The organism is Frankia sp. ACN1ag, from assembly GCF_001414035.1.
Classification (GTDB): Bacteria; Actinomycetota; Actinomycetes; order Frankiales; family Frankiaceae; genus Frankia; species Frankia torreyi.
In genome coordinates this window covers 189938-216395 of sequence record NZ_LJPA01000010.1, presented here as the reverse complement: position 1 = coordinate 216395, position 26458 = coordinate 189938, and the positions used below count along the sequence as shown (strand labels likewise).

Here is a 26458-nt window from a genome sequence, read left to right as displayed (position 1 = left end):
CCAGCGCCAAGTCCACTGGCACTTCACCACCGCCGACGCCCGCACCAAACTCCGCCACCTATACCCCAAACATTAGTGGCGACGGTCTACTAGCCGGCAGCAGACCCGGCAGCAGCGTCCGGAAGCGGCGCCTGGAAGCCAAGCCGGCGACCCAGCCGGCGACCAAGCCGGCACCCCCAAGACGATCTTGGTGTTCCGCGGAACCGCGTCACGGTCATCGCCCGCGCCGCAGGGCGGGCGTATGACTGCGCCGGTTCCGGTGCGGCCGGCGCTACGCGCTGTCCTCGTCTGTTGCCGGAGCGGGCCGCTCATCCCGGTCTGCGGCTGTGACGCCTCGGTTGTCTCTGCCGATCCGGGTCGGGGTCGATGGGCCGGTGCGAGGGGCGCGCATGGGAACGAGGCCACCCAGGTCCTACTCCAGCGACAAACCGGACACCGAATCCCGAGAAGAACCCGGGTAGGCGCTCCCCCGCACCTGGCGCGGAGCACCCGACCCGACCGACAGCCGCCCCCACGACCACGTGACACAGTCATTCAGATTCCGCGGAGCCGGCGCCGGGACTGGAGCCGGGATGATGATCGGGGAGATCAGGGGGTCGCCGGGCGGTCCCAGAGGTGGTGGAGGGCGGCGGCGCGTTCGTGGCGGTCGAGGCCGCGCAGGTCGGCGGTGCCGTGCTCGGTGACGACGACGTCGACGTCGTGGCCGGGGGTGCTCACGGGGGCCGACAGACGCTCGACGAGGGTGGGGCGGCCGCGGTGGGTCGCCGGCATCGCGATGATGGACAGGCCGCCGGGCGAGCGGGCGCCGGCGGCGGCGTAGTCGGCGTGGCCGCCGACGCCGCCGACGGTCGCACCGGGGAAGCCCTCCACGTTGACCTGGGCCTGCTCGTCGAGCTCGATCGCGGTGTTCACCGCGACGAACGGCAGGCCGGTGGACAGCCGGCCCAGGTCGTGGGTGTGCTCGATGGGATGCAGCAGCGGGCGGCCCGCCGCCCAGGCCAGCAGGCCGGGGCCACCGGCCAGGTACGTCGTCACGGGGGTGCCGGCGAGCAGGCCACGGCGGTCGAGGTCGACGACGCCCTCGGGCAGCAGGCCCGAGTCCATGTGCACGGGGGTGCGCAGGGCCTCCAGCACGGCGACGCCGAGCGCCCCCGGGCCGACCTGCAGCCGGGCACCGGCGGGGACGAGAGCGGCGATCCGCTCGGCGATCGCCCGGTGCTCGTCGCCGGGGGCGCTGAACTCCAGCGCGATCGGCGGGGTGTCGGTCTCCCCCACCAGGACGAGCCGGTCGGCGGGCAGCGCCGGGCCCGCGTCGCAGTGCGGGGTGGCGTGGGCGACGACGCCGGCGACGCGGGCGCCGGCGGCGATCGCGGCGCGCATCCACGCCACCTCGGTGCCGAAGGCGTACCCGCCGCCGGGGGCCGGCACGACCGTGGCGACCAGCAGATCCGGGCGCAGCGGGCCGTGCAGCAGCGCCGGCACCGCCGACAGCCGCACCGGCAACGCCCGCACCCGACCGTCGTCCACCGGGCGGCGCAGCCCCCAGCCGGACATCACCGCGCGGACGTCGGCGAAGGCGGCGAGGTCGAGCTCGCGGTCGGCGACGGGCAGCCAGCCGAGCAGCAGCCGCACCCCGCCCGCCGCGGCGGCCGCGGCGGCGAGCTCGCCGGACACCGCGCGCGGCGCGCCGATCCCGTCGGCCAGCGCCACCCGGCTGCCCGGCTCGACGAGCTCCGCCAGCTTCCCGCTCTCGACCCTCACGCCCACGTCCTCACGCCCACGTCCTCACGCCAGCACCGACGCTCACGCCATCACCCTCGCAATCGGGTCCAGCTCAGGTGGACAGGATGGTGACGGCGGCGGTGCCGGGGGCGCCGTAGAGGTGGGCGTAGCCGACCCGCGGGGTGCCGGCGACCTGGCGGTCTCCGGCGCGGCCGCGAAGCTGGGTGACCAGCTCGTGGATCTGACGCAACCCGGAGGCGCCGACCGGCTCCCCGTTGGCGAGCAGGCCGCCGTCGGTGTTGACCGGCAGCTTCCCGCCGATCTCGGTGGCGCCCTCGGCCAGCAGCGTCTCCTGCTCGCCGTCCTTGCAGAAACCGTTCTCGGCCAGGTGGATGATCTCCGAGCCGGCGTCGGTGTCCTGGAGCTGGGCGACGTCGACGTCCTCGGGACCGATGCCGGCCTGCTCGTAGGCGGCCTGCGCGGCGAAGACGGTGGGGCTCGGCGCCGTCTCCAGCGGCAGCGACGGGCTGAGCAGCTCGAAGGCGCCCTCGCGGCGGGAGAACAGGGTGCTGGCACGCAGGTAGATCGGCTTGTCGGTGTACTTCGACGCCAGGTCCGCGCGGGCGAGCACGACCGCGGCGGCGCCCTCGTCCGGCGAGCAGTACATGTACTGGGTCAGCGGGTAGTTCAGGTACTGCGACTCGAGGATCTGCTCCTCGGTCATCGGGGTGCGCCGCCACGCCCGCGGGTTCGCCGCGCCGTTACGGAACGCCTTCGCCGCCGCCCGGGCCAGCGTGATCGGGGTGATGCCGAAGTCGTGCATGTAGCGGTTGATCTTCATGCCGAAGAAGTGCGTGGTGAGGAACAGGCCGGCCTCGCCGTACCAGCCGGGCAGGCCGGAGACCGACGGGTGGTCGGAGAACGCGCCGCGGGGGTGCTTGTCCAGACCGATGGCGATCGCGATGTCGGCGTCGCCGAGGCGGATGGCGTTCGCCGCCATCGCCAGCGACGTCGCGCCCGTCGCGCAGCCGGTGAACACCGCCCGGCCCGGCACACCGGTCAGGCCCAGCAGCCCGACGATCGCCTCGGGGTTCTTGACCTCCATGCTGCCCGCGTACAGCGCCTGGATGGCCGACCACTCGACACCGGCGTCGGCGAGGGCCTCGATGACGGCGTCCTCGCCCATCTCCAGCGCCGACTTGCCGGGGTAGCGCCCGAACGGGTGCAGGCCCGTGCCGATGATCGCAACGTCACTCGGAGCCATCGCCGTGTCCCTCCTCGGCCCCGACCGGGGCGAACGCGTAGATCAAGGTCTGGTTGCCGTCGGCGTCGGTGCCGAACGGGACGATGCGCAGTTCCATCTCCTGGCCGATGTGCAGCTTGTCGGGGTCGGCCTCGGTGAGCCGGGCCTCGACCCGCAGCGCGCCGGGCAGCTCGATGTAGCCGACCGCGAACGGCTCGAACGTCTTCGGCGTGTCATCGCCGGCGTACGGCGGGGACGGCGGGCGGAACCGCTGGCCGGTGAACGTCCACAGCGTGCCGCGGCGCGGCAGCTCCACCCGCTCCAGCTCCTCGTTGACGCCCCCGACCAGCTTGTGGCTGCGATACGGGAAGACGATCTTGCCGTCCGACGATCGACCGCCGATCAGGGCGGGTTCCTCCGCCGGCCAGGTGAAAAGATCCTCGGCCAGGGGTACCTGCTGTGCCATTCCCACTCTCCTTCGAGCCTTCGAGCCTGTGCGCGTCGAGCCTGTGCGCGGGTCGAGCGGTCGAGCCGTCAGACAGACGCGCCGGTGACCAGCGCCCACAGCGGTTCGTCCGAACCGGTGCGGACCACCTCGTCACCGAGCAGCCGCTCCCAGCGCCGCTGCGTGCCCTCGTCGTCGCGCCACGACCACAGCCGGCGGGTCACCAGGTGCAGCGGGTACTCCTGGGTGATGCCGATCGCGCCGTGCAGCTGGTGGGTGTCGGTGGCCACCGTCCCGGCGGTCCGGGCGGCCACCGCGCGCACCGCCGCCGCCGTGCCGCGACCGGGACGGGTCACCGCGACGGTGAGCGCCGCGTCGAGCAGGTCGCGCTCGACGGCGAGGCCGGCGACGAGCTGGCGCACCGCGGGCAGCGCCGACAGCGGCCGGCCGAACTGCTGGCGGGTGGTGACGTGGTCCTTCGTCAGCGCGCAGGCCCGCTCGACGGCGCCGGAGATCGCCGCGGCGCGCAGCACCGCGACGCGGTCGAGCACGTCCCCGGCGAGCCCCGCGGGGGCCACGGCGACGCGGTCGGCGGGCAGCCGCACCCCGTCGAGGCGTAGCGTCCCCGACGGCTCGTCGGCCAGGTCGCGTTCGGCTGTGGCGGCTGCGGCGGCGGCTGTGGCGTCGAGGACGGCGACGACGGTGGCGTCGGCCTGCTCGACGACGAGGACGACCGTGGGCACCTCGGGCAGCCAGCGCACCCGCGGGACGGTGCCGTCGAGGACCCAGTCGCCCGCCTCGTCGCCGGCAGCCGGGTCGCGGCGGGCCTCGACGGTGCCGGTGGGGGCCAGCGCCAGCGCGGCGCGCTCGGCGGTCGCGGTGATGGGCAGCCCGGCGGCGGCCAGCGCCCAGGCGGCCAGGCCGGTCTCGATCAGCGGGACGGCGGCGGCGTGGCGGCCGACACCCGCGGCGAGCTCGGCGACCGCGGCGAGATCCCCGCCGGCGCCGCCGTCGTCCTCGGCCACGCCGACGACCGGCCAGCCGAGCTCGGTCAGCAGCGCCCACAGCTCGCCGGGGGCGGTGTCGGTGTTCGCCCCGAGCACGTCGTCGACGACGGGGCGCAGATCGGCATCGAAGATCATCGTGGCAGCTCCGCCCGGCTGATGACGGTGTACAGGACCTCCGACGAGCCGCCGCGGATCGACGCGCCGGGCACGACGGCCAGGCCGTCGACGAGCAGCCGGTGGGCCTCGGCGTCGCCCTCGCAGACGTCGAGGACGTACCGGGCGGTCTCCACGACGTCCTTCTCGAACCGGGTGCCGGCGAGCTTGAGCCCCGCCGCCAGGCGCACCGGCGCCTCGCCCTGGTCGAGGGCGCCGGCGAGCTGCAGGCCGAGCTGGCGCAGCGCGGTCAGGCGCGCGGCCAGCTCGCCGAGGCGCTCGGTCGCGGCCCGGTCGGGATGGCGCGCGACCGTGCGGATCATCGCGGCGAGCACGGGATAGGTGCTCAGGTAGCGCTCCACCCCGCCGCGCTCGAAGGCGAGCTGCTCGGTGACCTGCTTCCAGCCGGCGCCGACCGTGCCGAGGACGCGGTCGTCGGGCACGTGCACGTCGTCGAGGATCACCTCGTTGAAGTGGTGCTCGCCGACGAGGTCGAGGATGGGCCGTACGGTGATGCCGGGGGTGTCGGCGTCGACGAGGAACTCGGTCAGGCCCTCGTGCTTGGACGCCCCCTCGCCGGTGCGGGCGAGGATGTACAGGTGGGTGGCGTGGTGCGCGGAGGTCGTCCACACCTTCGCCCCGGTGATCGACCAGCCGCCGTCGATGGCCGTCGCCCGGGTGCGCACGGCCGCGAGGTCCGAGCCGGCCTCGGTCTCGGACAGGCCCAGGCCGACGACGACCTCGCCGCGGCAGATCTTCGGCAGGATCTCGGCGCGCTGGCCCTCGGTGCCGACCCGCAGGATCGTCGGGCCGATCTGACGGTCGGCCGTCCAGTGCGCGGTGACCGGCGCGCCGGCGCGCAGCAGCTCCTCGGTGACGACGAACCGCTCGGTGTTCGACCGCCCGCCGCCGCCGTACTCGGTCGGCCAGGTCATGCCGATCCAGCCGTGGCGGCCCAGCGCGCGGGTGAAGTCGGGGTCGTAGCCACGCAACCAGCTGTCGTTGCGCGGCACGATGCCGGCCGCGGCGACGAACGCGCGGACCTCTCGGCGCAGCTTGTCGTGGGGATCGGCCATCAGCCGACCTCGTCGCGGACGACGATCATGATGGTTCCTCCGGGTGCGCAGCCGCCGCGGGACGGCGCCCGCACCGATGTCGGCGGGATGCTTCGCACCGCGGCCCGGGGGGTGCGATCCAGCCCGCACATCGTAGTTGACGATTTCGTCAGAAGTAAACCGGTGCGCTGGCCGCCGGGCCGGCGCGGACGGGCCCCGGCGTGCCGCTCGACATCCGCCGACTTGTCTGGGAATGCCGTTCCCCGTAGGGTGCACTCATTCTGAGAGATCCCGCAGGCCGGGAGAACGCGGAGGTCGCGGCGATGAAACTGCATGGTTTGGACCTGGCGCTGACCGGGTGGTTCCAGGTGGCGTGGTCGGTCGACATCGGCCCGGAGCAGGTCGTCCCGCTGCGGTACTTCGGCCGGGACCTCGTCGCCTACCGGGGCCGCGACGGCGTGGTCCGCGTCCACGACCGGTACTGCCGGCATCTCGGCGCGAGCCTGGCCCACGGCGGCTGCGTCGTCGACGAGGGCATCCGCTGCCCGTTCCACGGCTGGGTGTGGAGCCCCGAGGGACGCAACGTGTCGATCCCCTACCAGGACCGGCCCAACCGCGGCCCGAAGCTGGGGACCTGGACGACGGTCGAACGCAACGAGACGATCTACGTCTGGCACGACGCGGCCGGCCGGGAACCGCTGTGGGACGTCCCCGACGCGCTCGGCGACGCCCCGCACGCGGCGAGCCGGCGTTTCCACCCGGCCGGCGTCGAGGGCCGCCAGCACTTCCGCGACCTGCGCGCCCACCCGCAGATGGTGCTGGAGAACGTCGTCGACCCGCACCACTTCCGGTTCGTCCACCACACCGCGGCCAGCCCGGTGGTGCTCGAGGAGCGGGTGGAGGGAGCGCAGTGGTGGTCGCGGGTCGGCTTCGGCCGCGGCTGGGCGCAGCACGCCCGCGACGCCGAGGGTCGGGTACGCACCGACACCGCGAACACGATCGAGATCCTCTGGTCCGGCCCCGGCGTCAGCGTCAACGTCGAGCACATGGGCGAGGGCGTCCGGGTCATCTCGATCAACACCACGCCGGTCGAGGACGGCCGCACGGAGATCTTCGCGACCTACTGGATCGACGAGCTCGCCGGCGACCTCGCCGACGGGACCTACGAGCGGCGCCTGGCCGACGCCAAGCTGGCGCTACCTGACGACATCGTCATCTGGGCCAACCAGACCTTCCTCGACGCGCCGGCGCTGGCGACCGAGGAGGCCCGCGGGTTCCGCGCGCTGCGAAGCTGGTCCGCGCAGTTCTACCCGGACGCGGCGGTCAGCCCCGAGGCCCGCAGGACTGCCGCCGTGCCGGAGGGAGCTGCTAGAGCTGCAGCAGGGACTTGAGGTTGTCCGACAGGATCAGCTTGCGGTCCTCGTCGGAGAGCACGGCGGCGTCGCGGGCGAAGGCGGNCGGGGTCGGCAGACCCTCCGGGTGCGGCCAGTCCGAACCGAAGATGATGTGCCCGATGCCGAGGGCGTCCTTGAGCGCGAGCAGGTCGTCCTCGTAGAACGGCGCGACCCAGACGTGCTCGCGGAAGCTCTCCACCGGGTCGACGGCGAACTTCTGCGGGATCTTGCCGTAGGCGTTGCGGATCCGGCGGACGAGGTCGAGCACCCAGGTGGAGCCGGCCTCGATGGTGGCGACCTTCAGCGCCGGGTGCCGCTCGAACACGCCGTGGCCGACCAGCGCCGCGATGGTGTCCTGGATGGGCCGCTCGACGTGGAGCTGCATGATCTCGGGCAGCGGCGTGGTGCGCAGGCCCTCGAAGGCGCCCTCGCCCCACTTCTCGGCGACCCACTCGTAGCCGGCCTCACCGGTGTGGTACGACACGACGATGCCGGCCTCGGCCGCGGTCGCCCAGAACCGGTCGAAGACCGGGTTGCCCGGGGAGCGGGTGATCGCGCCGGCGCGGACCGGGCCCGGCACCAGCACGACGATCCGCGCGCCGGCGTCGCGCACCCGCTCCAGCTCCTTGACGGCCAGGTCGGGGTCGGCCAGCGACAGCACCGGCGTCGAGATGATGCGGTCCTGGTACGAGTAGCCCCACTCGTCCTCGATCCACCGGTTGAACGCCTCGATGATGGCGTGCAGCGCATCGGGCTTGTCGGTGAGCAGCCCCTCGACGGCGACCCCAACCGTCGGCAGCATGATCGTCGCGGCGACGCCCTGCTCGTCGAGCTTGGCGATGCGCGCGTCGCGATCGGTGTACTCGGGCTGGCTCTCCTGCAGCCTGCCGACGAACGCCGCCAACTCCCGGCCCTCGGTGTTGTTGCTGCGGAAGTACTGCTCGAACACGCCGGGGGCGGCGACGGTCGGGAACGTCGGGTCCGGGTTGGTGGTGTAGAGCTTGTTGTTGATCACCATCCGGGTCCGGCCGTCGGGCGTCTGCAGAATCTTGATCAGCCGCTTGTACTCGGGCGCCAGGTGGCGGGTGAGCGCGTCGGCCGTCTCGTAGTAGTGCTGGTCGGCGTCGTAGAGCGGGTAGCCCAGCGACGGGAGCACGGCCGCGTCGCCGGGGGCTGCCAGGGTGGTCATGAACTCTCTCCTCGTTCTGGAGCGTGGGGGGGCGGGGGCGCGAGGGCCTTGCCGAACAGCTCGATCTCGGCCAGGCAGTCGTCGATGCTGCGGGCGTGCGACTCGACCGACAGGTGCGTGACGCCCGCGGCCGCGTACCCGGGGGCGGCGGCCGCGAGCGACTCGGCGGCGCGCGCCGGATCCCGGCTGACCTGCGGGGTGAAACAGACATCGAAGGTGGACGGGCGGCCCGCCGCCACGCGCAGCTCGCGCAGGGTGGCGATCCGCTCGCCGATCTCGTCGGCGGCCAGGCTCGGGGTGGTGGTGATCTCCGCCATCTGCGCGGGCTGCTCGAAGGGCAGCCAGCCGTCGGCGACCTCGGCGACCCGGCGCATCGCCGCCTTGCTGTTGCCGCCGATCCAGATCGGCGGGCCGGGGCGCTGCGCCGGCCGGGGCAGCATGACGTGGCCCGACGCCGGGAAGTACGGGTCGTCGCGCTCGACGACCTCACCCGTCCAGGCGGCGTGCATCGCGGCGATGGCCGCGTCGAACCGGCCGCCGCGGCCGTCGAACTGCGCGCCGAGCACGTCGAACTCGGGCTTCTGGTACCCGGCGCCCATGCCCACGATCAGCCGACCGCCGGAGAGCAGGTCGAGGCTGGCCGTGGACTTCGCGGTCAGGTAGGGGTTGCGGTAGCCGGCGACGAGGATGAACGTCAGCAGGCGCACGCGCCGGGTCACCGCCGCCATGAACGCCAGCGACACGAACGGGTCGAAGGAGTGGTGGCCGCCGCCGTCGATCCACGCGCTGGACGGGAAGGGATGGTCCGTCGTGGAGACGATGTCGAATCCGCTCTCCTCGGCGGCGACCGCCACGTCGGCGAGGTCACGCTCGCCGATCCACCGCTCCCAGTGCTTCACCGCACGGGTCGGGAACTGGTAGTTGAGCTCCACGGCGTCAGACCGCGACCGGGGTCCGGTCACCGGCGGGGTCGCGCACCGGCAGGCCGAGCAGCCGCCGCGCGTTGTCACCCATGAAGTCGCGGGTGCGCTTCTCGTCCATGCCCTCGGCGTAGGCGTAGTAGCCGCGCGGCTCGGCGAGGCCCTCCGGGTGCGGGAAGTCGGAGCCGAACAGCACCCGGTCCCAGCCGACCGTGGAGATCACGTCGGCCACGGAGCCCTCCCAGAACGGGCTGACCCACACGTTGCGGCGGAACACCTCCAGCGGGTGCTCGGGGAACGCCTGCGGCATCTTGCCGTAGGCGGACTCCAGGTCGTCGAACAGCGGGTGGATCCAGGCGCTGCCGTTCTCGATGCTGGCGACGCGCAGCTTCGGGAACCGGGTGAACGTGCCGTGGCAGATCAGGCTGGTGAGCATGTCGGCGATCTCGCGGTGACCGAGCGTCACCCAGCGGAAGGCACTCATCTCGGTGAAGTCGTTGGAGTCCGGCGGCTCCCACCGGTTGATGTAGTCGTCCAACGGCGGCTGGCTGGAGTGCAGCACCACCGGGATGCCGGCGCGCTCGACGTCCGCCCAGAACGGGTCGAACTCCGGCAGCGCCGGGGAGCGCCAGCCCCGCAGGCCCTTGACCGGCGCCGGCTTGATCAGGACGACCTTCGCCCCGTTCTCCAGGACGTAGTCGAGCTCGCGGCGGGCGTCGTCGACCAGGGCGCAGCTGATGACCGGCGTCATGAACAGCCGGTCGGCGTGGGTGTAGCCCCAGGTGTCGAGCATCCAGCGGTTGAGCGCGTGGATCATCGCGACGACGAGCTCGGGGTCCTCGGCGGCGGAGTGCTCGACCAGGTTCGCCAGCGTCGGGTAGACCAGCGCCTCCTCGACACCCTGGGCGTCCATCTCCACCAGGCGCGGGGCGGGCTCGCGGAATGACGGGCGGGACTCGATGGCCCGTCCGGTCATCTCCCGCAGCGACTGGCCCTCGCGGTTCTGGCCGGAGAAGAACTTCTCCCAGGCACCGGGCGCCGCCACCCGGTCGAACGTCGGGTTCGGGATGTAGTCGGTGATCTTTCCCTTGATCGCGATCCTGGTCGCCCGGCCGACCTGCACGAACTGCACCGCGCGCCGGTAGCGCTCCGGCAGGTGCCGGGTGAGCGCGTCCGGGGTCTCGTACATGTGCTGGTCGGCGTCGAAGATCGGCGCGTCGGTGAACTGCGTCACGGCTGCTGCTCCTCGCTGCCCGGGGGAACTCGCCGTCGGCGTCACGTGCCGTCGACCGTGGGCGACCGGGCTTTCGCCACCTCGGTGCTGTCTCGGGTACTGCTGCGCGAGGCAACAGTAAGCCGACTTGACGAAACTGTCAACTTTGTCGGAACGTAGCTGACACGGACATGTGGGACGCCGCCAGGTCGCTTCAGCCGTCGGCGGGCGCCGGCTTCGACAGGTCCGTCAGACCCGGCTGCGGCGTGCCCTCCTACACTGGAGAGAATCATGGACGACCCCCCTGCCGTCGATGCGGTTGACGCGATTGACTCGGCCAAGACGGCTGATGCGGTCGACGCGGCCCCCAGAACCATGGGCCGCCGCGCGGCTCGCACCCGCGGGCTCATCCTCGACGCGTCCCGCCGGTTGTTCCTGGAGCGCGGCTACGCGGGCACCCGGGTCAACAACATCACCGACGCCTGCGGCATCTCCCGCGCCGGCTTCTACACGTACTTCCGCGACAAGCGGGAGATCTTCGACACCCTGGGCGAGGCCACCTACCACGAGATCCTGCAGGTCATAGCCCTGTGGGAGGCCATGCCGCGCCCGTGCACCCACGCGGACGTCGCAACGTGGGTGTGGCAGTACTTCGCGTTCATGGACCGCCACGGCGCGTTCATCCTGTCCGCCCAGTCCGGCCCCGGCGACCAGGCCGTCGGCAGCGCGCGCACCAAGATGGAACTGCGCGTGGTCTGGCTGCTCGGGGTCCACCTGCGGGGCCGCCAGCGCACGCCGACCGACGCCCCCGAGGCGCTGGGCCTGGCAGTCCAGTCGATGATGGACCGCGCCTGGTACCACTGCCACGGTCAGCACCTGCCGGTCGACGACACCGACGTCGTCGCCACCATCGCCGGGTTCATCATGGCGGTCCTGACCGCCTGACGCCGGCCCTACCGCCCTGTGCCGGCCACCGCTCTGTGCCGGCCACCGCTCTGTGCCGGCCACCGCCTTGTGCCGGTCAGGGCTCGCGCGGCTCGTAGCGGGCGCGCAACTGGGCCTTGGCGACCTTGCCGAGCCCGGTGCGCGGCATGATGTCGATCAGTTCGAGCTGCTCGGGCAGCTTCTGGCGCATCAGCCCGGCCTCGCGCAGCCAGGCCGACAGCTGCGCCAGCGACGGCACCGGCCGTCCGGGCCGGGCGACGACGACGGCGCAGACACGCTCGCCGCGATCGGGGTCGGGCAGGCCGATCACGGCGACCTCGGCCACGTCGGGGTGGCGACCGAGCAGCGCCTCGATCTCCTGGGGGGCGATGTTCTCGCCCTTGCGGATGATGAGGTCCTTCAGCCGGCCGACGATCTCGATGTGGCCGGAGGGGACCAGCCGGCCGAGGTCGCCGGTACGAAACCAGCCGTCGGCGGTGAACGCCGCCCGGGTCGCCTCCGGGTCGGTGTAGCCGTGGCACACACCGTGACCGGAGACCTGCACCTCGCCGACGGCGCCCGGCGCGAGGGCCGCGCCGCCCTCGTCGACGAAGCGCAGCCGGTTGACCGGCACCGGTCGGCCGTCGGTGGCGGCCAGCACGTCGGGCGGGTCGGCGATGGCGGCCACCGCCACCATCGGCACCTCCGTCATCCCGTAGTCGTGCGCGAGCACCGCGCCGAGCACGCGGTCCACCTCGCCGACCAGGTGCGGCGGGCAGGGGGCGCCGCCGCCCTTGAGGGAGCGCAGCGTCGGGATCAGCCGCTCGCCCGGGCGGGCGGCGGCGAGGTCGAGCAGCGCGGTGTAGAACGGCGTGCTGCCGCCGGTGGCGGTGACACCGTGCCGGCGGAAGAGCTCCACGGCCTGGTCGGGGATGAACGCCTCGAGCAGCAGGATCGGGAAGCCGGCGGCGAGCGCGGCGATGAGGTACTGGATACCGCCGACGTGGGCGACCGGGTAGCCGACCGCGCCGACCTCCCCCGCCGCCCGGCCGAGACCGCTCAGGCCGGCGAAGGACACCGCGGTGGCGAGCAGCGTGCCGTCGCTGTGGCGCGCGCCCTTGGGGATGCCGGTGGACCCGGAGGTGAAGTAGATCCACCGCACCTCGTCCGGACGATGGTCCGGACGCGCGCCCGCGCCGGGTGGGTCGGCCTCGGGTGCGTCGTGGCCGATCTCCAGCAGCCGGGGCGCGGGCCCGCCGGCGGCGGCGACCGCCCGGGCGATCGCCGTGTAGTCGGTGCCCCGCCACGTCCCCGGTACCAGGAAGACCTCCGCGTCGACGGCGGCGAGCGCGGCGCCCACCTCCCGCTCGCGGTAGATCGGGATGACCGGCGCCTGCACGGCACCGAGCCGGCGCAGCGCGATCATCACCAGCAGGGTGCTGATCCTCGTCGGGAGCTGCCAGGCCACCCGGGTGCCGGCCGTGACGCCCTCGCCCGCCAGCGCCGCCGCGACCCGGTCGACCTTCGCGTCGAACTCGGCGAAGGTCAGCCGCGCGTCGTGCTCGTCGATCAGCATCGGTGCGTCGGGGGTCGCCTGCGCGCGGCGGGCCACTAACCCGTCGACCGTGGGGGCCGTCAGCAGCCACGGCCACCGCTCCGCGGCCCGCGCGAGGTCCACCGCCTCGGTCGCGGCCAGACCGCCCGCCGCGGGCTGCTCGCTCGACACGGACGTCATGACGCGCCTCCTGGGGATTGCGGCGTCCGGCGAGCAGACCGTCGCGCCTCCGGCGGCGCGGCGGGAGTCCGTGGGTGACGGCAGTGCCGGACGGGTGCTCTCCTTGACCAGGGCAACCACATCAAATAGTTGAATCCTCTGTCAACAGGGGGCAGGCTGCCCGCGACGGTCACCGACGGGGCGGAGAAGGAGACACCGGATGGTCCGACGCGATGATGCGAACGTGGGCGGTCCGCTCGCCGGGCTGCGGGTGCTCGACGCCGCGTCCCTGTATGCCGCGCCTCTGCTCGCGAGTCTCCTGGCCGATCAGGGCGCGGACGTGGTCAAGCTGGAGCCGCCCGGCGGGGACGCCTACCGGGCCACCGGGTTCTGGCCGCTGGTCGCACGGGGCAAGCGGTCGGTCGTCCTCGACCTGGCCGACGCGGGCGAGCGGGCGGCGCTGCGGGGCCTGGTCGCCGCCGCCCACGTCGTCGTCGTCAACGAGCCGGCGGCGCGGCTGGCCACCCGCGGACTGGATCCCGACACGATGCTCGCCGTCAACCCGGGCCTCGTCGTGGCGCACGTGAGCGGTTACGGCGCCGACGGCCCCGCCGCGGGACGGCCGGGCAACGGGACGATGGGCGAGGCGTTCGCGGGCCTGACCCACATGACCGGCGACGCGGACGGCCCGCCGATGCTGCCCTCGGTCCCGCTCGGCGACGCGGTGATGGCCTACGCGGGCGCCTTCGGGGTCGCCGCGGCCTGCCACGACGTGCGGGTCAACGGCGGGCCCGGCCGGGTCGTCGACGTCAACCCGGTGGAGGCGATGCTGCACGTCGTCGGCCCGACGCTGGTGTCGGCGGCGGCGGGGGTCGCGGCCGGCGCCGCACCGCCCGGGCGCCTCGGCGGCGGGCTCGCGGGCTCGGCCCTGCGCGACGTGTTCGCCTGCGCGGACGGGGGCTGGCTGGCGGTGAGCGTGTCCACCCCCCGCCAGCTACGCGACCTCGCCGCCGTCGTCGGCGCGCCGGCCGGGACCGCCGGCGGGGAGCTCGGCGAGGCGGTGCGGACGTGGGCGGGCGGGCTCGACCGCGCCGAGGCGGTGGAACGCCTCGCCGCCGCGCGACTGCCCGGAGCGCCGGTCAACACCGCCCACGACGTGGTGACGGACCCGCACCTGCGCCACCGGCAGGCCCTGCGCACGCTGCGCACCCCGGAGGGCGCGACGGTCACCGTGCCAGCACCCTCCCCACGCACCGCCCACGACCCGGCCACGGGCGGCGCCCCGCAGGCCGGTGTGCTGCCCACGGCGGGCCAGCACACCGGCGAGGTCCTACGCGAGTGGGCCGCGCCGACCCACGGACCGGCGACCCACGGACCGGCGCCTCACGAACCGGGGGCTCAGGAACCGGCGGCGTCGGCGAAGTAGTACCGGGCCAGCAGTTCGACGACGCAGCCGGGCTTGGCGGAGCCGTCGACGTCGATCGTCACCCGGTTGGTGACCTGGACGGCTCCGTCGTCGAGCTTGCGCAGGTCGATGAGGGTCGCGCGGGCGCGGATGCGCGCGCCCGCCCGCACCGGCGACGGGAAGCGCACCCGGTCCAGGCCGTAGTTGATGCCCATCCGGATGCCCTCGATGGTCCGCAGCTTGTTCATGAAGTACGGCACCAGCGAGGCGGTGAGGAAGCCGTGGGCGATCGTCGCCCCGTACGGGCCGCCGGCGGCCCGTACGGGATCGACGTGGATCCACTGGTGGTCCTCGGTGGCGTCCGCGAACAGGTCGATCCGCGACTGCTCCACGGTGAGCCAGTCGGTGGGGCCGATCTCGCTGCCGAGCGCGGCCTCCAGGTCGGCCGCGCTGCGGTAGATCTCCATCTGGGCGTTCTCCCTCTGCGTCGTGGCGGTGGCGTCGTCCCCGGGTGGATCAGCGGGTGTTGATCAGCGGGTGCTGAGCAGCATCGCGCCGCCGACGGGGCCGCCGCCGACGCCCACCACGGCGACCTCGGGGCTGTTCGGCGCCTGCCGCTCGCCGCCTTCACCCCAGAGCTGCACGCACGCCTCGTGCAGGAAGCCCATGCCGTGCAGCCGGCCACCGGAGAGCTGCCCGCCGGAGGTGTTCAGCGGCAGCGGCCCGTTCAGGGCGATGCGCTCCCCGCCCTCGATGAACGGCCCGACCTTGCCATGCTCGGCGAAGCCCAGCGCCTCCAGCCACATCACGGTCAGGAAGCTGAACCCGTCGTAGAGCTGGGCGAGATCGACGTCGGAGGCACGCAGGGTGGTGTGCTCCCACAGGGTGGCGGCCACGTCGTGCGCCGCCATGGTGGTGACGTCGACGCGCTGGTCCCAGGTGGCCCGCTCGAACATCCCGGTGCCGACCGACTCCACCGTCAGCGGGTGGTGCGGCAGCCCGGCCGCGGCGTCGCGCCGGGAGATGATGACCGCGGTCGCCCCGTCGCAGGGCACGTCGCAGTCGAACAGGCACAGCGGCTCGGAGATCATCCGGGCGTTGAGGTAGTCGTCGAGGGTGAGCGGGTCGCGGTAGATCGCGTCCGGGTTGAGCCCGGCGTTGGCGCGGGCGTTGAGCGGGATCGCGGCGAGCTGCTCGCGGGTGAGGCCGAAGTCGTGCATGTAGCGCTGCGCGGGCATGGACAGCCAGTTCGCCGCGGACAGCGCGCCGAAGGGCCCCGTGTACTCCAGGTGCCCCGACACCGCCCCACCGCCGAACAGCACCGACGCCCGGCCGGCGCCGGCCTGCGCGGTCGACTCCCACACCGAGCGGTAGACGACGACGTGGTTGGCCAGCCCCAGGGTGACGGCCATGCACGCCTCGATCGCCGGGCCGATCTGCCCGGCGGTCTCCGTCGAGGACAGGTACCAGCGGCTGCGCAGGCCGAGGGCGTTGCGGACCTCGGTGATGGTGGCCCCGGAGAAGCCCAGGTCCGGCACGCCGGGCCCCGGGTAGCTGGCGATGCCGTCGATGTCGTCGACCGACAGGCCCGCGTCGGCGATCGCCCGGGTCACCGCCTCGATGGTCAGGTCCAGCCCGGTGCGGCCGAGGCGCCGGCCGACCTGGGACTTGCCGGCCCCGGTGATGACCGCCTTGCCGTCGAACGGCCCGCCGCTCATCGCGCACCCCCGACCGTCGCCGCGGCCGGCCGGAACAGCGGCAGCCACACCGGCGAGTCATCCGGACCGGGCTCGGCCGGCCACTGTTCGAAGAACACCTCTACCTCCAGGCCCACGCGCACCTCGTCGAGCGGGACGTCGACGATGTTGGTGATGAGGCGGACGTCCGGCTCGTCGGCGAGCTCCACCATCGCCACCACGTACGGCGGCGGGTAGCCGGGGATCCACGGCTGGCGGTTGATCGTGTAGGCGGCCACCGTCGCCCGGCCGGAGACCGGCTCCGGGCCGACGTCGGTGCTGCGGCAGCGCCAGCACACCGGGCCCGGGGGGTGGAAGAAATGTCCGCAGCCCCGACAGTGGCTGATCAGCAGCCGACCGTCGCGCCCGCCGGTCCAGAACGCCGCCGACTCGGCGGTCGGCTGCGGCAGCAGCCGCCGCTCGGGCCGCACGTACGCCGGGGAACTCGCTGGTGCCGGGGAACTCGTATCCGTCACGCCGCCTCCTCCCACGGCCCCCGGCGCCGTCGCGGTCGACGGCACCGGCCGGGCCGCGCGCTCGTCGGACGGCGCCCTCGATGCCGCCGTCCGCAGGTCCCACAGTGGACCTCGGGGGCGGCTGACGCCGCCACCAGGAGCACCCTAGGAGAACTTGACATTTCCGTCAAACAACGGTCTCATGGCCGGGGTGGCGCACCACCGGTGGCGTTCCCAGGCAGGGTAGCGGGCAGTTGACGGGAGATTCACCCCCGGCGGACGAAGGCCGGCCGGAGGCTTCCCGGACGCCCACCACCCGACGGCTGGGCGCCGGGCCTGGTAGCCCACCCGACGACGCGGCGGCAGCCGGCCGCGGACGCGTCCGCCGCGGCCCGGCTCCGCGCGGCGGGCGGCACGGCAAGCCGCGGGCCCACTGCGGACCTACAGACCTTTCAGACGTATCGCAGGCGCACAGCAGGACCGACAGGAGAACTGATGGACAACCCGTTCGCGCCGGAGCTGCTCATCGAGGAGAGGGGTCCAGTCCGCCTCGTCACCCTGAACCGGCCGGAGGCGCTCAACGCGACGAACGAGGCGCTGCACCACGCCCTGGTCAGGGTGTGGCGGCACCTGGCGGAGGACCCGGGCGCGCGCGCGGTCGTGCTGACCGGAGCGGGCCGGGCGTTCAGCGCCGGCGGCGACTTCCAGCACTTCGTCGAGCTGTGGGAGGACCGTGAGCTGCGCCGCGCCGAGATCGACGGCGCCCGCCGGCTGCTCAACGAGATGGTCGACTTCCCGCTGCCGGTGGTGGCCGCGGTCAACGGCGCCGCGGTGGGCCTCGGCTGCAACCTCGCGGTGTGCAGCGACATCGTGCTGCTCGCCGAGAGCGCGTTCATCTCCGACCCGCACGTGGGCGTCGGGCTGACCGCGGCCGACGGCGGCGCGCCGACCTGGCCGCTGCTCATGGGCATGCTGCGCGCCAAGGAGTACCTGCTGACCTCCGAGCGCATCCCCGCCCACCAGGCCGTCTCGCTGGGCCTGGCCAACCGGGTGGTGCCCGACGCGGAGCTGCTCGACGAGGCGCTGAAGGTCGCCGACAAGCTCGCCGCCCAGCCGCCGCAGGCCGTGCAGAGCACCAAGCGGGCGCTGAACATGCACATCAAGCGGGCCGTGGCCGGCGTGCTGGAGTACGCCCTCGGCGAGGAGTTCGCCTCCTTCGACACCCCCGAGCACCAGGCGCTCGTGCGCAGCTTCCTCGAGCGTTCCAAGGCCCGCGCGGCCGCGGCGGGACGCCCCTCATGACCACCACGGCGGCCACCACCACGACGGCCGCCGAGGCGGCGGTGACCGATCCTGCGGTCCTGCGCGACGACCTCGACGCCTACGCCCGCGGGTTGCGCGCGTGGCTGGCGAGCGAGCCGGCGCTGGACCGGTGGCGCGGGCGGCACTACCCGAACACCGAGGAGCGCATCGCCGACCACGGCCTGCTCATGGGTGTGCTGTTCCGCGCCGGCTGGAACCGCTACGGCTGGCCGGAGTCGGCCGGCGGGCTCGGCGGGGACGAGCGCCACCGCGCCGTCCTCTACGACGGCCTCGCCGCCGCCGGGCTGCCGATCCCCGCGCCGCACCTGATGCTGGAGACCCTCGGGCCGCCGGTGGTGCACTTCGCCCCCGAGCTCGCCGCCGCCTACCTGCCGGCCTACCTGCGCGGCGAGGAGTGGTGGGGGCAGGGTTTCTCCGAGCCGGAGGCCGGCAGCGACCTGGCGTCGCTGCGCTGCCGCGCGCGGCGCGAGGGCGACACCTACATCCTGTCCGGGTCGAAGCTGTGGACCAGCCACGGCGCGACCTCGAGCCGGCTGGTGTGCCTGGTGCGCACCGGCACCCCGGAATCCCGCCACCGCGGCCTGTCCATGATCATGCTCGACGCGGACACGCCGGGCGTCACCATCCGGCCGATCGCGTTGGCCAGCGGCGAGAACGAGCTCGCCGAGGTGTTCTTCGACGACGCCGTGGTCCCGGCGTCCAACCTCGTGGGCGACGAGGGCAAGGGCTGGGCCGTCGCGATGTACCTGCTGCAGTGGGAGCGGGCGATGTACGCCTGGCTCAGCGCCGCCGACGCGCTGCGCCGGCTGCGTGACCTGCGCGGGCAGGTCGCCACCCGGCTCGCCGCCGGCGCCCGGCTGCCCGACGGCTCGGCCGCGCGCCTGGGCTCCGTCTACGAGCAGATCATCGCGCTGCGCGCCCGCAGCGCCGGCACCGTGCGCCGGCTCGCCGCGGGCGACACGGTCGGCCCCGAGGCCAGCGTCGACAAGGTGCTGCTCGCCACCGTCGAGATCTCCCTGTTCGACCTCGCCCGCGACCTGCTGGGCACCGAGTTCGTCCTCGGGGCCACGGACGAGGTCAGGGCCTGGCGCAACGAGTGGTGGTTCTCCCGCTCGGCGACGATCCTCGGCGGCTCCGCCGAGGTCCAGCGCACGATCATCGCCGATCACGTCCTCGGCCTGCCGAAGGAGGCGAAGTGACCACTCCGGGACTCGACGACGCCACCGCCGAGCTGCTGGCGGGTTCCCTGCGCGAGGTGCTCGCCGAGGGCGGCGACCTCACCGCGGCGCTGGCGGAGCTCGGCTGGGCCGACGTGCTCGCCGACGACCCGGCCCGCGCCACCACCCTGCTGTTCACCGAGCACGGGCGGGCGCTGGCCCACTCCCGCGTCCTCGACGACGTCCTGCTCGCCGAGCTCGCCGGCGGTCTGCCCGCCGCGACCGGCCCGCGGGCGCTGCTCTACCCGCTGCACTCCGACCACCCGGCCGACCCGCGCGGGCCGCTGACCGGGCTGCTGCTCGGCGGCCTCGACGGCATCGCCGAGGTCGTCGTCCCGACCGCCCTCGACCCGGCCGACGCGGGCGACACCGCCGGCGCCACGCTGCGGATCCTGCCGGCCGACCTGGTCGCGGCGGCCGCACAGCCGGTGCGCGGCTTCGACACCGCCGCGGGCTGGCTCACCGTCTCCGCGGCGCCGGCGGGACCGGCGGGCCCCGCCACCCCGGCCGGCGACGCGTGGACCCGCGCGGTGGCCGCCGGGCGCCGGGCGCTCGCCGCCGAGATCATCGGTGGCTGCGAGGCGGCGCTCGCGATCGCGGTCGCGCACACCTCGGCCCGGGTCCAGTACGGCCGGTCCATCGCGACCTTCCAGGCCGTGCGCCACCGGCTCGCCGAGGCGCACGTGGCGGTCGAGTCGCTGCGCTCCGAGCTGACGGTGGCCTGGGGCAGCGCGGGGCAGGCCGACGGCGGCGCCTGGGCGGCGCGGCTGGTCAAGCTGCGGGCCGGGCTCGCCCAGGCCGAGGTCATGCGCCATGCCGTGCAGGTCTGCGGCGCGATGGGGCTGTCGCTGGAGAGCGAGCTGCACCGCTTCGTCGCCCGGACCGCCGCGCTCGACCTGCTGCTCGGCGACCACCGCACCCTGGCCGAGCAGCTCGGCACCGAGCTGCTCGCCGGCGCCGAGCTCGAACCGGTCGTCGCGATCTGATCACCGCCGCCGTGGCCGGCGGTCGCCCCGTGCGGCCGCCGGCCACGGCGGCAGGGTCGACGCGCCGAGATGAATGCCATGCAACCGTCCGACACCCCCCGACAGCGCGTCCCCGCCGCGGCGGCGGACCTCGGACCGCGCGCCGCGCGCACCCGTCAGGTCATCGTCGACACCGCCCGCGGGCTGTTCCTGCGCCACGGTTACGCGGGCACCAGCGTCGCCGACATCACCGAGGCGTGCGGCATCTCGCGCGCCGGGTTCTACACCTACTTCCGGGACAAGCGGGAGATCTTCGCCGAGCTCGGGCGGGCCGGATACCAGTCCAGCCTCGCCGTCGTCGCCCGGCTCACCGCGGTGCCCGACGACTGGCCGGCCGCCGCCGTCGAGGAGTGGATCCGGCTCTACTTCACCCATCTCGATCAGCACGGGGCCTTCGCGCTGGCCGCGATGCTGTCCGCGCCGACGGACGCGGCCTTCCGCAACGACTCCCACCGCACGCAGATCCGCGTCGCCCGCAAGCTCGGCGAGTTGCTGCACGCCCGCCAGCGCGATCCCGCCGGCTCGCCGGAGGCGGTCGGCCTGGTCGTGCTCGCGATGCTCGACCGCTGCTGGTACAAGATCCGGGCCACCGAGATCCGGATGGACGAGGCCGACATCATCGCCGAGGCCGCGGCCCTGCTCGTCGCCACGATCCACCCCGGCTGAGCCGGCCCCCGTCCGGCCGGCTGCCCGCCGCCGGGGTCAGGCAGGTTCGGTGGGGCGGCGCACCGCCGAGCGGGGGCGGTCGACGAACTCGACGACGGCACCGTCCGGGTCGTGCAGGAACAGCACCGTGAAGCCGCCGGTCGGCGTGTCCGGCATCGGCATGACCACCGGGTCGTCGACGTCGCCGAGCGCGCCGTCGGCGACGAGCGAGGCGTGCGCCTCGCGGACGTCCTCCACCGCGAGCGCGATCCGGTACAGGCCCTGGACGTTGGCCGGCGGCGTCGCCGTGGCGCCGGCGGGCGCGGGCTGCTGGATGAACTCCAGGGAGAACGTGGGGTCCTCGGGCAGCACCAGCGACGCGGTGGGTCCCGCGGGGCTCTCGCCGCGGTCGCGCACCGTCCAGCCGATCCCGGTGTACCAGGCGATGGTGCGCTCGAGGTCGGTGCAGCGCATCCGCTCGTGGGACAGCAGCGGCAGCCGGCGCGGGTCGCCGGGGGCGGCGGGGATCTCGACGACCTCGATGACGGCACCGTCGGGATCGGTCAGCCGCAGCGCCGGGCGCACGGCGCCGCGGACCGCCAGGCCCTCGGGCACCGGCGTGAATTCGACGCCGGTGGCCTCCAGGCGCGCGGTGATGATGCGCAGGGACTCGACGCGGTAGCCCAGCGCCGAGAACCCGGTGGGCCGCTGGTCGGCGGTGGCGGGCGTGGTGTGCGGCCTGGTCCAGCCGACCAGCTCGACGGCGGGGGCCGAGCGCGGGCCGCGCAGGTCGTAGAGGAACGTGGTGACGCTGGCGGTGCCGGTGCCCAGGCCCATGGTGGCGGTGTCGCCGTCGGTGCTGATCGAACGCATCCGCGGCTCGCCGGCGAACAGCGCCAGGTGGAAGGCGGCGGAGCGGTCGACGTCGACGGTGTTGAGGTTGCAGTGGAGCACGGCGTGGGCGTGGTGGGCCGGGCGGGCCGACTGGGCCGGGTCGCCGGCCGGCGACGGCGCCGGGGCGCCGCTCGCCGTCGACTCGGTGCTGGTGGTCATGGGGCGCCTCCGGGAAGGGGAGCCGGATCGGCCGCGGGGACCACGGCCGGTCCGGCGGTGCGGTCACGTTCGGTAGGGCTACGCGGTGACGCTCGGCGGACCGTCACGGGCCCGGCACCGCGGCCATCGGGCTCCGCCTGACCCTAGCCAAAGTTGACACTTCCGCCAACACTTGTCCCGAACCCGGCTCGGGCTGCCCCGCGGCGTCAGCCCGGCCCGGCAGCTCAGACAGCCCGGCAGCTCAGACGGCGGCGGTGGCGGCGGCCCAGGAGGCGGCGATGTCGTCGACCGTGGTGACGCGGGCGAGCATGGCGATGGTGTTCGCCAGAATCTGCTCGCCGTACTCGGCCGGGGTCGACGCGGCCGCGTCGCGCGGGACGATGACGCGGAAGCCCTCGTGGACGGCCTCCCCCACCCCGAGCGGGATCGCGACGTTCAGCGAGACGCCGGCGATGACGACCGTGTCCACCCGGTGCCCGCGCAGGACCGGCAGCAGCTCGGTGCCCCAGGTCGGCGACAGGCCGTGGTGGCGCGGGATGATCAGGTCGGTGGGGTCGAGCAGGTCGGGCACGACCTGGGTGGCCGGGTGGCCGGGGCCCCAGTCCTTGCTGCTCTGGGCGGCGGTCCGCCACAGCGGCGCGGTCCCGGGGTCGGTGGAACCCAGCCAGCCCTCGAACGTGGCGTGCACGACGAGCGCACCGGCGGACCGCGCGGCGGTCACCAGCCGGCGCAGGCCGTCGCGGATGTCGGCCGAGTCGGCCGCGAGCGCCGGCAGCATGGAGTCCGGGCCGAGCACCCCGTTCTGGCACTCCACCAGGACGACCGCGCTGGTCCGGGGGTCGATCGGCCGCGGGGGGCGCTTGCCCGGAGTGTCGTTGTTTGACATCATCGTCAAACATTAACGCTCGGAGCTTCGACGGAGTAGCCCGTGCCGACGAAACACATCCCGGATCCCTGCCTCGCCGACATCCTGCACCGCAATGCGGAGCGGTTCGGCGACGTTCCCGCCTACCTGTACGAGGGGCGCAGCGTCACCCATCGTGAGCTGCTGCGTCGCGCGACGGCCATCGCGGCGGCCCTCGCCCGGGCCGGCCTGCGCCGCCAGGACCGGGTGGCCCTGCTCGGTCGCAACAGCATCGCCTTCGGCGAGGTGCTGGCCGCCGGGCAGCTCAGCGGCCTCGTCATCGCAACCGTCAACTTCCGCCTCGCGGCGCCCGAGATCGCCCGGATCCTCACCGACGCGAAGCCTCGGGCGATCTTCGTCGACGCCGAGTTCCTGCCGATCGTGGCGGCGCTGCGCGCGGAGCTCGGCCTCGAGCTGGTCGTCCGCCTCGACGACCCGGCCGCGGGCAGCGCGGGCGGCGAGGTCGTGGGGCTGGCGGAGTTCCGCGACGCCGCGCTCGACGACGCGCTGCCGTTCGCCGCCCGGCCCGACGACATCGCCTGCCTGATCTACACCAGCGGCACCACCGGCCGGCCGAAGGGCTGCATCATGGGCCAGCGGGAGATGTTCCGCGTCGGCCAGACGATGAACGTCGAGATGCGCACCGGCAGCGACGACCGGATCCTGCTGGTGATGCCGCTGTTCCACATCGGCGCGATGGCGATGGCCTTCGGCCTGCACGCTCGCGGCGGGACCGCGGTGCTGCACCGGCAGTTCGAGCCGGCGGCGCTGCTGGCCACGGTGCCGGCCGACGGCATCACCGTGCTGCACCTGGCGCCGAGCATGCTGCAGGCGGTGCTGACCGAGGCCGGGGCGGGGCCAGGGGTGGCCGACCCGGCGCCGGTGGGGGCGCTGCGCGGGGTGCGCTCCATCGTCTACTCGGCCGCGCCCATCACGGCGCCGACGCTGGCTGCGGCGCTCGCCGCCATGCCGGACACCGGCTTCCTCAACCTGTACGGCCAGACCGAGGTGATCACCTCCGGGCTGCCCCGCGAGCTGCACCGCGNCTCGGGGCCGGACCGGGACCGCCGGCTCACCTCCGTCGGCTTCCCCTACCCGGACACCGAGATCCGCATCCTCGACGACGACGGCGTCGAGTGCCCGCCCGGCGTGCCCGGCGAGATCGTCGTGGCCTCCCCGGCGATGTTCCGCGGCTACTGGAACGACTCGGCGACCACCGGCGTGACCCTGGCCGACGGCTGGTGCCACACCGGCGACGTCGGCGTCTTCGACGAAGAGGGCCTGCTGCACCTCGTCGACCGCAAGAAGGACGTCATCATCAGCGGCGGGGAGAACATCTACTCCCTGGAGGTCGAGGACGCCGTGCTCACCCATCCCGCCGTCGTGCAGTGCGCCGTGGTCGGCGTGCCCGACGAGCGGTGGGGCGAGGCCGTGTGCGCCGTCGTCGTCCTCGCGCCCGGTGCCGAGAGTGGCGCAGGCGCCGAGCTCATCTCGGGCGAACTGCGCGAGCACGTGGCCACCCGGATCGCCCGCTACAAGTCGCCGCGGTACGCGGTGATCGTCGACGAGCTGCCCGTCCTGCCGACCGGAAAGATCGACAAGAAGGCGCTGCGTGCCCGGCTGGCGGCCGCGCCGCGAGAGGCGCCGCGAGAGGTGCGTGCATGACCTACCGCTACATCGACTACGACACGCTCGCCGACGGCCGGATCGCCCGGATCACCCTCAACCGGCCGAAGGCGCGCAACGCCCAGAACCGGGGCCTGCTCGTCGAGCTCGGGGAGGCGTTCGCGCGGGCGGAGGCCGACGACGGCGTGCGCGTGGTGATCCTGCGCGGTGCCGGCGCGTCGTTCTCCGCGGGCCACGACCTCGGCACCCCGGAGAGCCTCGCCGAGCGCGACCCGGACGGCCCCGATCTGCACCCGACCTTCCTGTGCAACGGTGCCTCCTACGGCGGCGCGGAGAACCGCACCCGCCAGGAGTGGCACTACTACTACGAGAACACGAAGCGCTGGCGGAACCTGCGCAAGATCACCATCGCCCAGGTGCACGGCAACGTGCTGTCCGCCGGGCTGATGCTGGCCTGGTGCTGCGACCTCATCGTGGCCGCGGACAACACCGTGTTCGCCGACGTCGTCGGCACCCGCCTGGGCATGTGCGGGGTGGAGTACTTCGCCCATCCCTGGGAGTTCGGCCCGCGCAAGGCCAAGGAGCTGCTGCTCACCGGCGACTCCCTCGGCGCCGACGAGGCGCACGCGCTCGGCATGGTCAGCAAGGTCTTCCCGGTCGCGGAGATCTCCGAGCGGACGGTGGAGTTCGCCGCCCGGATCGCGAAGGTCCCGACGATGGCGGCGCTGCTGGTCAAGGAGTCGGTCAACCAGGCGCAGGACGCGATGGGCTTCAGCTCGGCGCTCGACTCCGCCTTCACCCTGCACCAGCTCAACCACGCGCACTGGAGCGAGGTCTCCGGCGGCAAGGTGTACGTCGGCACCGCCGAGTACGGCCTGGACGACTGGCGCAACGCCCCCGCGATCCTGCCAGCCGACAAGAACCGGCCTTAGCGCCCACCGCCCGGCACCGCCGTACAGCACCGCCGTACAGCACCGTCTGAGCCACCGCGTTCGCGAGCAGTCGCGACGCGGTGGCTCACGCATGTCCGCCGACTGAACGCTTGTTCAGCTTTCTGAACGGTACTTTGACACGGCGACAGCGATCCGTGAGTGTCATCACATCCCCTCACCATCTTTCCCCGCCCCCTTTTCCCCGGAAGAGAGCGGCGATGATCCTCGACCCTGGAGCGCGTCATGATCACCACTGAGAAGCATGCCGAGGTCCGCGAGCTGCTCGACGCCGAGCGGGCGGCCGGGCGACGGGTCGCCATGGTCGGCACCAGCGGCGGCACCCACTCCGGGCACATCTCCCTGGTCGAAGAGGCGAAGAAGGAGTGCGACGTCGTCGCGGTGTTCTGGAACGGCGCGCTGAAGCTGGAATGGGCCTCCGGCGGCGTGCAGGCCTACAACCGCGACCTCGCCCACGACCAGGCGCTGTTCGAGGCGGCCGGTGTCGACGTGTTCTACATCCCGCTGCGCCACGACCTCTACCAGCGGCCCTCGAACACCTTCATGGCCATGCCGGGGATGCTGCGGCACCTGACCGGCATGCCCGAGGGCGAGCACATGGAGCTGCTCGTCACGATGGTCGCCACCCTGCTCAACATCGCGGGGCCCTGCCTGACGTTCTTCGGCGAGAAGGACTGGCAGCAGCTGGTGATGTTCCAGCGGATGGCCGAGGACCTGCACCTGCCGTCGCGGGTCATCGGCTGCCCCACCCGCCGGGAGCCCGACGGGGTGGCGATCTCCAGCCGCAACACCAAGCTCTCCCCCGAGCAGCGCGCCGCCGCGCCGGCGCTGTACGCCGCGCTGACCGCCGCGGCCGACGCGATCGCCGCCGGGGAACGCGATGCCCGCGCCGCGGCCGAGGTCGCCCTGGCCCGGCTGCGCCCGGTCGCCGACCCGGACTACATCGTCGCCGTCGAGGCGGCGACGCTGCGCCCGCTGGACACCCTCGACCCGGCCGCGGACGGCGGCCCCAGCGACGGCGAGGTCCGCCTGCTCGCCTCGGTCCGCTTCGGCACCACGCCGCTGGTCGACAACATCGGCGTCACCGTCCCCACCGCCTGACCGCCGCTCACCCACTCGCCCACTCGCCCACTCGCCTGC

At 73.7% G+C, this 26458-nt stretch carries 24 protein-coding genes and 2 pseudogenes; 11 read left to right on the top strand and 15 right to left on the bottom strand.

Annotated elements, in window-relative coordinates; genetic code table 11:
- Positions 1 to 588: 588 nt before the first annotated feature.
- The 5 genes from UK82_RS11605 to UK82_RS11585 form a co-directional block, all read right to left on the bottom strand.
- Positions 589 to 1761 carry an acetyl-CoA hydrolase/transferase C-terminal domain-containing protein gene (locus tag UK82_RS11605; RefSeq protein WP_055407093.1) on the bottom strand — a complete coding sequence of 391 codons (1173 nt, stop codon included), beginning with the start codon at positions 1759 to 1761 and terminating at the stop codon, positions 589 to 591.
- A 73-nt stretch (positions 1762 to 1834) separates the two neighbouring features.
- Complete coding sequence (locus tag UK82_RS11600) at positions 1835 to 2986, bottom strand: thiolase family protein (protein WP_044885815.1); 1152 nt, start codon at positions 2984 to 2986, stop codon at positions 1835 to 1837.
- Complete coding sequence (locus UK82_RS11595) at positions 2973 to 3431, bottom strand: Zn-ribbon domain-containing OB-fold protein (RefSeq protein WP_044885814.1); 459 nt, start codon at positions 3429 to 3431, stop codon at positions 2973 to 2975. Before UK82_RS11595 ends, UK82_RS11600 begins: the two co-directional genes overlap by 14 nt.
- Positions 3432 to 3499: 68 nt before the next feature.
- The gene (locus UK82_RS11590; RefSeq protein ID WP_055407079.1) at positions 3500 to 4552 is read right to left on the bottom strand and encodes an acyl-CoA dehydrogenase family protein; all 1053 of its coding nucleotides are present in this window, start codon (positions 4550 to 4552) and stop codon (positions 3500 to 3502) included.
- On the bottom strand, positions 4549 to 5646 hold the full coding sequence (locus UK82_RS11585) for an acyl-CoA dehydrogenase family protein (protein WP_044885812.1): 1098 nt from the start codon (positions 5644 to 5646) through the stop codon (positions 4549 to 4551). Before UK82_RS11585 ends, UK82_RS11590 begins: the two co-directional genes overlap by 4 nt.
- 302 nt (positions 5647 to 5948) lie before the next feature.
- On the opposite strand from UK82_RS11585, the gene UK82_RS11580 reads away from it, so the two are divergent.
- Positions 5949 to 7016 carry a Rieske 2Fe-2S domain-containing protein gene (locus tag UK82_RS11580; protein ID WP_044885811.1) on the top strand — a complete coding sequence of 356 codons (1068 nt, stop codon included), beginning with the start codon at positions 5949 to 5951 and terminating at the stop codon, positions 7014 to 7016.
- Here the strand turns inward: UK82_RS11580 and UK82_RS41465 are convergent.
- The 4 genes and pseudogenes from UK82_RS41465 to UK82_RS11565 all read right to left on the bottom strand — a co-directional run.
- Positions 6994 to 7082 (bottom strand): annotated as a pseudogene (locus tag UK82_RS41465) (hypothetical protein); the annotation flags it as partial. The gene UK82_RS11580 and the pseudogene UK82_RS41465 sit on opposite strands and share 23 nt — an antisense overlap.
- Position 7083: 1 nt before the next feature.
- Positions 7084 to 8208: amidohydrolase family protein (locus tag UK82_RS11575; RefSeq protein WP_236705798.1), on the bottom strand; the 1125-nt coding region annotated here is incomplete at its 3' end.
- Positions 8205 to 9140 (bottom strand): LLM class F420-dependent oxidoreductase, encoded by a 936-nt coding sequence (locus UK82_RS11570; protein WP_044885845.1) that lies wholly within the window; start codon positions 9138 to 9140, stop codon positions 8205 to 8207. The genes UK82_RS11575 and UK82_RS11570, both read right to left, overlap by 4 nt.
- A gap of 4 nt (positions 9141 to 9144) precedes the next feature.
- The gene (locus UK82_RS11565; RefSeq protein ID WP_044885809.1) at positions 9145 to 10362 is read right to left on the bottom strand and encodes an amidohydrolase family protein; all 1218 of its coding nucleotides are present in this window, start codon (positions 10360 to 10362) and stop codon (positions 9145 to 9147) included.
- A 270-nt stretch (positions 10363 to 10632) separates the two neighbouring features.
- On the opposite strand from UK82_RS11565, the gene UK82_RS11560 reads away from it, so the two are divergent.
- Positions 10633 to 11286: a TetR/AcrR family transcriptional regulator gene (locus UK82_RS11560; RefSeq protein WP_082121951.1), complete on the top strand. Its 654-nt coding sequence runs from the start codon at positions 10633 to 10635 to the stop codon at positions 11284 to 11286.
- A 76-nt stretch (positions 11287 to 11362) separates the two neighbouring features.
- Here UK82_RS11560 and UK82_RS11555 read toward each other — a convergent pair whose 3' ends face one another.
- Positions 11363 to 13000, bottom strand: a complete 1638-nt coding sequence (locus UK82_RS11555; RefSeq protein WP_055407077.1) for a class I adenylate-forming enzyme family protein — start codon at positions 12998 to 13000, stop codon at positions 11363 to 11365.
- A gap of 199 nt (positions 13001 to 13199) precedes the next feature.
- Between UK82_RS11555 and UK82_RS11550 the strand changes: the two genes are divergently transcribed.
- Positions 13200 to 14405 (top strand): CoA transferase, encoded by a 1206-nt coding sequence (locus UK82_RS11550; RefSeq protein ID WP_055407076.1) that lies wholly within the window; start codon positions 13200 to 13202, stop codon positions 14403 to 14405.
- Here UK82_RS11550 and UK82_RS11545 read toward each other — a convergent pair.
- The 3 genes from UK82_RS11545 to UK82_RS11535 all read right to left on the bottom strand — a co-directional run bounded on the left by UK82_RS11545 (position 14378) and on the right by UK82_RS11535 (position 16596).
- Positions 14378 to 14851, bottom strand: a complete 474-nt coding sequence (locus UK82_RS11545; protein ID WP_044885806.1) for a MaoC family dehydratase — start codon at positions 14849 to 14851, stop codon at positions 14378 to 14380. The genes UK82_RS11550 and UK82_RS11545 overlap by 28 nt on opposite strands.
- A 63-nt stretch (positions 14852 to 14914) precedes the next feature.
- Positions 14915 to 16102: a thiolase family protein gene (locus tag UK82_RS11540; protein WP_044885843.1), complete on the bottom strand. Its 1188-nt coding sequence runs from the start codon at positions 16100 to 16102 to the stop codon at positions 14915 to 14917.
- Complete coding sequence (locus UK82_RS11535; RefSeq protein WP_044885842.1) at positions 16099 to 16596, bottom strand: Zn-ribbon domain-containing OB-fold protein; 498 nt, start codon at positions 16594 to 16596, stop codon at positions 16099 to 16101. Before UK82_RS11535 ends, UK82_RS11540 begins: the two co-directional genes overlap by 4 nt.
- Before the next feature lie 474 nt (positions 16597 to 17070).
- Here UK82_RS11535 and UK82_RS11530 point away from each other — a divergent pair, with 474 nt between their 5' ends.
- The 4 genes from UK82_RS11530 (at position 17071) to UK82_RS11515 (ending at position 20806) form a co-directional block, all read left to right on the top strand.
- A complete protein-coding gene (locus UK82_RS11530) occupies positions 17071 to 17877 on the top strand; it encodes an enoyl-CoA hydratase/isomerase family protein (protein ID WP_044885805.1) in 807 nt (268 codons plus the stop codon).
- Positions 17874 to 19097, top strand: coding sequence for an acyl-CoA dehydrogenase family protein (locus tag UK82_RS11525; RefSeq protein ID WP_082121950.1), 1224 nt, complete (start codon positions 17874 to 17876; stop codon positions 19095 to 19097). Before UK82_RS11530 ends, UK82_RS11525 begins: the two co-directional genes overlap by 4 nt.
- On the top strand, positions 19094 to 20101 hold the full coding sequence (locus tag UK82_RS11520; protein ID WP_044885804.1) for an acyl-CoA dehydrogenase family protein: 1008 nt from the start codon (positions 19094 to 19096) through the stop codon (positions 20099 to 20101). Before UK82_RS11525 ends, UK82_RS11520 begins: the two co-directional genes overlap by 4 nt.
- A gap of 78 nt (positions 20102 to 20179) precedes the next feature.
- A complete protein-coding gene (locus UK82_RS11515; protein WP_236705797.1) occupies positions 20180 to 20806 on the top strand; it encodes a TetR/AcrR family transcriptional regulator in 627 nt (208 codons plus the stop codon).
- 36 nt (positions 20807 to 20842) lie between these two features.
- On the opposite strand, the gene UK82_RS11510 is transcribed toward UK82_RS11515, so the two are convergent.
- Positions 20843 to 21838, bottom strand: coding sequence for a VOC family protein (locus UK82_RS11510; protein WP_044885802.1), 996 nt, complete (start codon positions 21836 to 21838; stop codon positions 20843 to 20845).
- A gap of 241 nt (positions 21839 to 22079) precedes the next feature.
- Positions 22080 to 22727 carry a cysteine hydrolase gene (locus UK82_RS11505; protein ID WP_044885801.1) on the bottom strand — a complete coding sequence of 216 codons (648 nt, stop codon included), beginning with the start codon at positions 22725 to 22727 and terminating at the stop codon, positions 22080 to 22082.
- A 39-nt stretch (positions 22728 to 22766) separates the two neighbouring features.
- Between UK82_RS11505 and UK82_RS37340 the strand changes: the two are divergent.
- The 4 genes and pseudogenes from UK82_RS37340 to UK82_RS11490 all read left to right on the top strand — a co-directional run.
- Positions 22767 to 23787 (top strand): annotated as a pseudogene (locus UK82_RS37340) (AMP-binding protein); the annotation flags it as partial.
- 1 nt (position 23788) lies between these two features.
- A partial coding sequence (locus tag UK82_RS37335) for a class I adenylate-forming enzyme family protein (RefSeq protein WP_236705796.1) occupies positions 23789 to 24407 on the top strand: 619 nt, incomplete at its 5' end.
- Positions 24404 to 25300, top strand: a complete 897-nt coding sequence (locus UK82_RS11495) for an enoyl-CoA hydratase (RefSeq protein WP_055407074.1) — start codon at positions 24404 to 24406, stop codon at positions 25298 to 25300. The genes UK82_RS37335 and UK82_RS11495, both read left to right, overlap by 4 nt.
- A gap of 243 nt (positions 25301 to 25543) precedes the next feature.
- On the top strand, positions 25544 to 26419 hold the full coding sequence (locus tag UK82_RS11490) for a pantoate--beta-alanine ligase (RefSeq protein WP_044885799.1): 876 nt from the start codon (positions 25544 to 25546) through the stop codon (positions 26417 to 26419).
- The last annotated feature ends 39 nt before the right edge of the window (positions 26420 to 26458 follow it).

Bases quoted from the DNA above. Each gene is read 5' to 3' on its own strand.
- UK82_RS11525 (WP_082121950.1), top strand. From the start codon at position 17,874: ATGACCACCACGGCGGCCACCACCACGACGGCCGCCGAGGCGGCGGTG.
- UK82_RS11545 (WP_044885806.1), bottom strand. From the start codon at position 14,851: ATGGAGATCTACCGCAGCGCGGCCGACCTGGAGGCCGCGCTCGGCAGC.
- UK82_RS11560 (WP_082121951.1), top strand. From the start codon at position 10,633: ATGGACGACCCCCCTGCCGTCGATGCGGTTGACGCGATTGACTCGGCC.
- UK82_RS11590 (WP_055407079.1), bottom strand. From the start codon at position 4,552: ATGATCTTCGATGCCGATCTGCGCCCCGTCGTCGACGACGTGCTCGGG.
- UK82_RS11585 (WP_044885812.1), bottom strand. From the start codon at position 5,646: ATGGCCGATCCCCACGACAAGCTGCGCCGAGAGGTCCGCGCGTTCGTC.
- UK82_RS11530 (WP_044885805.1), top strand. From the start codon at position 17,071: ATGGACAACCCGTTCGCGCCGGAGCTGCTCATCGAGGAGAGGGGTCCA.
- UK82_RS11550 (WP_055407076.1), top strand. From the start codon at position 13,200: ATGGTCCGACGCGATGATGCGAACGTGGGCGGTCCGCTCGCCGGGCTG.
- UK82_RS11505 (WP_044885801.1), bottom strand. From the start codon at position 22,727: ATGATGTCAAACAACGACACTCCGGGCAAGCGCCCCCCGCGGCCGATC.
- UK82_RS11510 (WP_044885802.1), bottom strand. From the start codon at position 21,838: ATGACCACCAGCACCGAGTCGACGGCGAGCGGCGCCCCGGCGCCGTCG.
- UK82_RS11555 (WP_055407077.1), bottom strand. From the start codon at position 13,000: ATGACGTCCGTGTCGAGCGAGCAGCCCGCGGCGGGCGGTCTGGCCGCG.
- UK82_RS11515 (WP_236705797.1), top strand. From the start codon at position 20,180: ATGCAACCGTCCGACACCCCCCGACAGCGCGTCCCCGCCGCGGCGGCG.
- UK82_RS11495 (WP_055407074.1), top strand. From the start codon at position 24,404: ATGACCTACCGCTACATCGACTACGACACGCTCGCCGACGGCCGGATC.
- UK82_RS11580 (WP_044885811.1), top strand. From the start codon at position 5,949: ATGAAACTGCATGGTTTGGACCTGGCGCTGACCGGGTGGTTCCAGGTG.
- UK82_RS11600 (WP_044885815.1), bottom strand. From the start codon at position 2,986: ATGGCTCCGAGTGACGTTGCGATCATCGGCACGGGCCTGCACCCGTTC.
- UK82_RS11490 (WP_044885799.1), top strand. From the start codon at position 25,544: ATGATCACCACTGAGAAGCATGCCGAGGTCCGCGAGCTGCTCGACGCC.
- UK82_RS11595 (WP_044885814.1), bottom strand. From the start codon at position 3,431: ATGGCACAGCAGGTACCCCTGGCCGAGGATCTTTTCACCTGGCCGGCG.
- UK82_RS11540 (WP_044885843.1), bottom strand. From the start codon at position 16,102: ATGAGCGGCGGGCCGTTCGACGGCAAGGCGGTCATCACCGGGGCCGGC.